General features: G+C 64.5%; 4 protein-coding genes. 2 read left to right on the top strand and 2 right to left on the bottom strand.

Annotation, left to right across the window (positions count from 1 at the left end):
• Positions 1 to 528 precede the first annotated feature (528 nt).
• Entirely contained in the window at positions 529 to 666 is a 138-nt protein-coding gene (locus tag NZM16_RS06355) for a hypothetical protein (RefSeq protein WP_295479383.1), read from the top strand.
• 26 nt (positions 667 to 692) lie between these two features.
• On the opposite strand, the gene metE is transcribed toward NZM16_RS06355, so the two are convergent.
• Both metE and NZM16_RS06345 read right to left on the bottom strand, forming a co-directional pair.
• The gene (metE, locus tag NZM16_RS06350; RefSeq protein ID WP_295479380.1) at positions 693 to 2,918 is read right to left on the bottom strand and encodes a 5-methyltetrahydropteroyltriglutamate--homocysteine S-methyltransferase; all 2,226 of its coding nucleotides are present in this window, start codon (positions 2,916 to 2,918) and stop codon (positions 693 to 695) included.
• Positions 2,919 to 3,092: 174 nt separating this feature from the next.
• The gene (locus NZM16_RS06345) at positions 3,093 to 3,689 is read right to left on the bottom strand and encodes a sulfite oxidase-like oxidoreductase (protein ID WP_295479377.1); all 597 of its coding nucleotides are present in this window, start codon (positions 3,687 to 3,689) and stop codon (positions 3,093 to 3,095) included.
• A 321-nt stretch (positions 3,690 to 4,010) separates the two neighbouring features.
• Here NZM16_RS06345 and NZM16_RS06340 point away from each other — a divergent pair, with 321 nt between their 5' ends.
• A complete protein-coding gene (locus tag NZM16_RS06340; RefSeq protein WP_295479375.1) occupies positions 4,011 to 4,811 on the top strand; it encodes a DUF92 domain-containing protein in 801 nt (266 codons plus the stop codon).
• Positions 4,812 to 4,813: the final 2 nt, after the last annotated feature.

The following is a 4,813-nucleotide window of genomic DNA, read 5'->3' as shown; positions in this document are numbered from 1 at the left end:
CTTCTCTTGGGCCTCAATCGAACCAGCGTGGGATTGAAACCGTTGGAACATTCGCGTTTCATATATGGCCTATAGGCCTCAATCGAACCAGCGTGGGATTGAAACAGAAGGAGCGCATACATGAAAACACAAAGCAGAGAGCACCTCAATCGAACCAGCGTGGGATTGAAACCCAAGCCTCGACGTTTTGGGGGCTGAGGGAGGCCTTTGCTTCAATCGAACTAGCGTGGGATTAAATGAGGCTCTTTGAGCGAGGAAGGAGAATTTCGATGGAACCAACCCAAGGATCTAAGGACTGAATCCAGGCCTGAAACGGCCCGGGACTTCGCCCCAGTCCATGTTCCCATCGAACCAGTGCGGCATTGAAGCACATAGAGCTTAGAGGCGGGTGAGGAACCTGTCCACAGACCTCTATTCGACCACCCGGCTTCAGTGCGGAAGGTCTACGGCCGCTTCCCGCTTAGGTCGACAGGACGGAACGCGCCGGAGGGGGCAGATCCCCGCTGAGCTTTGCCCAAGAGGGCGAGGATGAAGCGAAAGAGAGCGCCTGCCTCGGCCGATGAACCCACCACGCCGCTCCCCGCCCTCCCATCCCCACGGATCCAAGAGGGCGCCTCGCCCCGCCACCCGGTCTTCCGCTGTTGCATCGTCCGCCGGATCGGGTGAGGGGCTGGGCGCCCCCATGCCCGCCTTCAGGGAGTCGGGACTGCCGTGCGATATCGCTCTCGTAGATGCTGGGCCGTCCAAACCATGTTCCGTAGCGCGGGGATTACCTCTTCCCACCGCCGCGTCTTCAGACCGCAGTCCGGGTTCACCCACACGTTCTCCACTGGAATCACCCGAACGGCCCGCTCGATGATCGCTTCCATCGACTCCGGCGCCGGGACGGCCGGCGAGTGCACGTCGTAAACCCCCGGGCCGATCTGGCGCTCGTATCGGTGCCGCTCAAAGGCGCCGATCACCTCCCCGCGGCTCCGCGTCGCCTCGATGCTGATCACGTCCGCGTCCAGCGCGTCGATGTATTCGATGATCTCATTGAATTCCGAATAACACATATGGGTGTGGATCTGCGTCTCAGGCCGGGCCCGGGAGGCCAAACGGAACGCTTTCACCGCCCAGTCGAAGTATTCCGGCCACCGCCGTCGCTTCAGCGGCGCCCGTTCCCGGAAGGCCGGCTCGTCGATCTGAATCACCCGGATCCCCGCCGTCTCCAGATCCCTCACCTCATCCTGGATCGCCAGGGCAACTTGAAAGGCCACCTCGCGCACCGGGATGTCTTCCCGAACGAAGCTCCAGGCCAGCATGGTCACCGGCCCGGTGAGCATCCCTTTCACCGGCTTGTCCGTCAGGGATTGAGCGTAGGCGATCTCCTCTACGGTCATCGGCCTCGGGCGGCTCACATCCCCATACAGGATCGGCGGCCGATACACCCGCGTGCCGTATGAGAGAATCCAGCCATGCTGGGTGAAGGCAAAGCCCTCCAGGCGCTCGGCGAAGAACTCCACCATGTCCGAGCGCTCAAATTCCCCGTGCACCAGCACATCCAGCCCCAGTTCCTCCTGGATCCGAATCACATGCTGGATGCGCTCGCGGATGATGGCCCTGTATTCGGCTTCGGATAGCTTCCCGGCACGATAGGCCGTGCGGGCCCGACGTAGATCCTCCGTCTGGGGGAAGCTGCCGATGGTCGTGGTGGGGAAGAGCGGAAGAGGAAGCCGCTCCCGTTGAAGGCGGATCCGCTCCGCGTAGGGCAGCCCTCGAGAGAAATCCTCCGGCCTTAGCTGGCTTACCCGTTCCCGAACCTCCGGGCGATGCCAGCGGTCCACAGGATGGACGAAGGTGTTCCAGCGCCGCGCCTCCTCGGCCCCCTCCCCGGTCATCAGCCCCTTCAGCAGGCGTAGCTCCATCAACCGCTCGGCGGCGAAGGCGATCCGCTCCCGCAGCGCTGCATCCAGCCGGTTTTCCGCTTCCACGGTCACCGGAAGGTGATACAGCGGCCCAGCGTTGGAGATCCAGATCTCGGCGGAGGTCCACTGGCGAAGCGCCTCGATCCGCCGCGCCGCCTCCTGGAGATCCGTCTTCCAGACGTTGCGGCCGTCCACCACCCCGGCGATCAGGATTTTATCGGCCGGGAAGCCTGACCGCCGGATCGCTTCCAGGTTCTCCTCCCCATGGCGGAGATCCAGCCCCAACCCGCGCAGAGGCAGGTCGTAGAGCTGCTCCAGAAAATCCACGCTGTCGTAATACGTGAACACGAGCAGATCCGCCTCCCGCCCTAAGACGGCATAGGCCTCGCGGAGGAGCGTCACGTGCTCGGGCGGGACATCCATCGCCCATGCCGGCTCGTCCACATGGATCATGGCGGCGCCCGCCGCCTTCAGGGAACGGAACAGCTCCGCATACGCCGGGAGCAGCGCCCGCAGCAGCGCCCCGAAGGCCTCCGGCGGATACCCCTTGCTCAGTCGGAGGAACGTATATGGACCGATCACATACGGGAAGCCGTCCGGGGCCTTGCGGAAGGCCTCGAGGGGTTTGTTCCAGGCTAAGCGGAAAGCGGGAGGCTTCCCTCCGAAGAAAGGGATCTCGGGAACCAGATAGTGATAATTGGTGTTGAACCACTTGGTGAGCTCCAGCGCCCGCTCGCCCCGGGCCAGCGCGAAGTAGTCCTCCAGACGTCCCCCGTTCGGATAAAGGCCCAGGATCAGCGCAGTATCCAGCATCGGGTCATAGAGGGACATCTCGCCGGCCGGGAAACCGTCCACAAAGCGCCGGTAGGTCTCCAGGCGCTCCGCCTCCAGGGCCTCCAGGCCAGCGATCAGCTCCGCCTCCGGGATCTTCCCCGCCCAGAAGCCCTCGATCAGCGTCTTGTATTCCCGCTTCCGCCCCAGTCGCGGATAGCCATACGCATACGTTCGCATCGGTTCCTCCGCGAAGAAGATGGACTGTTCAAGTCGAGAGGGGCCAACCCAACCATCCCTCGCATGGTGTTGATCCGGTTCTCAAGCACCCAGAACGATCCTGCGCATGGCGGGGGTGGTTCCAGCCCGCCGCCTGCCCGCCTCTCTATCCCCAGGCAGCGGATTCAAGGCCCTTCACCATTCCCGATATCGTTCCTCGCGCCACGGGTCGCCGCGCATGTGATAGCCCGCCTGCTCCCAGAAGCCCGGCCGATCCTCGGCCATGAACTCCAGCGCCCGCAGCCACTTGGCGCTCTTCCAGAAGTAGAGACGGGGGACGATCAGGCGGAGCGGATAGCCGTGCTCCGGCGTCAGCGGCTCCCCGTTATAGTGGGTGGCCAGCAGGGCGTCCTCCATGTATTCCATCGGGATGTTGGCGGTGAAGCCGTATTCGGAATGAGCCATCACGTATCGGGCCTCAGGCCTCACCCGAATGAACGATAACAGATCCTTGAAGGCCACCCCCGTCCAGGCAGTGTCCAGCTTGCTCCATCCGGTGACGCAGTGGATGTCGATCGTGATGGTGGTGCGGGGCAGTTGCTGGAACTGCTCCCAGGTCCAGCGCTTTTCCTCCTCCACGAGCCCGAAGACCCGAAAGTCCCACGTGGCCGGGTCGAACTTCGGGATCGGCCCGTAGTGCAATACCGGGAATTTCTCCGTCAGAACCTGGCCGGGCGGCAGGCGTCCGGCGACTCGAGCAGCCGTTTCCTGGGCTTTCCGGTCGAATCCCATCGGTGCCTCCTGGGCATGGGTTCTCCGGGCGGCCGCATCCCTCTTTGCGGCTTCATTCTCATCCCTCTCCTCCCTCCCAGCAGCCCGAGGGGCCGTCCTCTTCCGGATTCCCGGCGGGCTTCGACCCCTCGCGCTCCAACGCGCCGCGGGCCGGCGCGCTGTGGTGCGGGGTTCCCGGGGAAACGGAAGAAAAGGGATAATGAGGGAGCGTGCGGCCGCCGATCTTCCCGGGCCGCTTTCGAGATCAACCGAGACAGACATCCCAAGGCCCGGTTATTGAAGATTCTACACGGAATAGCGTTTGTGATCGAGAACGGACCCATGGTGGAACGCCTGATCCTGGGCCTGGCGCTCAGCGCGCTGATCGGGGGCATCGCCTTCCGGCTGGGAGCGCTGACCGGCAGTGGATGGCTGGGGGCGGTGCTGGTGGGCACCTCGATCTTCGGTTTCGGAGGCTGGCCATGGGCCATGTTGCTGATCGCCTTCTTCGTCTCCGCCTCGGCGCTCACCCGATACGGGGCCGGGCGGAAGGCGGAAGCGGCCCTGGATTTCGCCAAGGGGGGGCGCCGGGATCTGGCCCAGGCGCTGGCGAACGGCGGGGTCGGGGCGGCGCTGGCGATCCTGTGGGGTTTCCTCCCCCATCCAGCGCTCTGGTGGATGTTCGCGGGAAGCCTCGCGGCCGTTACCGCCGATACCTGGGCGACGGAGGTAGGGTTGCTCAGCGGACGTCCCCCCTGGCATCCCCTGAAGCGGAGGCCGGTTCCTCCGGGAACCTCGGGGGCGCTGACGCTGGAGGGGACCATCGCAGCGGCGCTGGGGGCGCTGGGCATTGGGATCCTGGCCGTGGGATGGAGCCCGGTGGGGGGATCTCTTCCGATGGCTCTGGCGGTAGGGATGGTCGGCTTCCTCGGGATGTTGTTGGACAGCTTCCTGGGGGCAACGGTGCAGCGGATCTACTGGTGTGCGCGATGCGGGAAAGAGACGGAGCGCCCGATCCATCGCTGCGGTCAGACGACCCAGCCCCTGCGGGGGTGGAGGTGGCTCAACAATGATGTCGTCAACGCCCTGGCGGCTCTCCTGGGCGCCCTCGGGATGCTGGCCTGGAGCTGGGTCATGGGATAACC

Source organism: Thermoflexus sp., from assembly GCF_025055495.1.
GTDB lineage: Bacteria > Chloroflexota > Anaerolineae > Thermoflexales > Thermoflexaceae > Thermoflexus.
The sequence above is the reverse complement of the archived record's forward strand: the minus strand, read 5'-3'. Positions and strand labels throughout refer to the sequence as shown.

Bases quoted from the DNA above. Each gene is read 5' to 3' on its own strand.
- NZM16_RS06355 (WP_295479383.1), top strand. From the start codon at position 529: ATGAAGCGAAAGAGAGCGCCTGCCTCGGCCGATGAACCCACCACGCCG.
- metE (WP_295479380.1), bottom strand. From the start codon at position 2,918: ATGCGAACGTATGCGTATGGCTATCCGCGACTGGGGCGGAAGCGGGAA.
- NZM16_RS06345 (WP_295479377.1), bottom strand. From the start codon at position 3,689: ATGGGATTCGACCGGAAAGCCCAGGAAACGGCTGCTCGAGTCGCCGGA.
- NZM16_RS06340 (WP_295479375.1), top strand. From the start codon at position 4,011: ATGGTGGAACGCCTGATCCTGGGCCTGGCGCTCAGCGCGCTGATCGGG.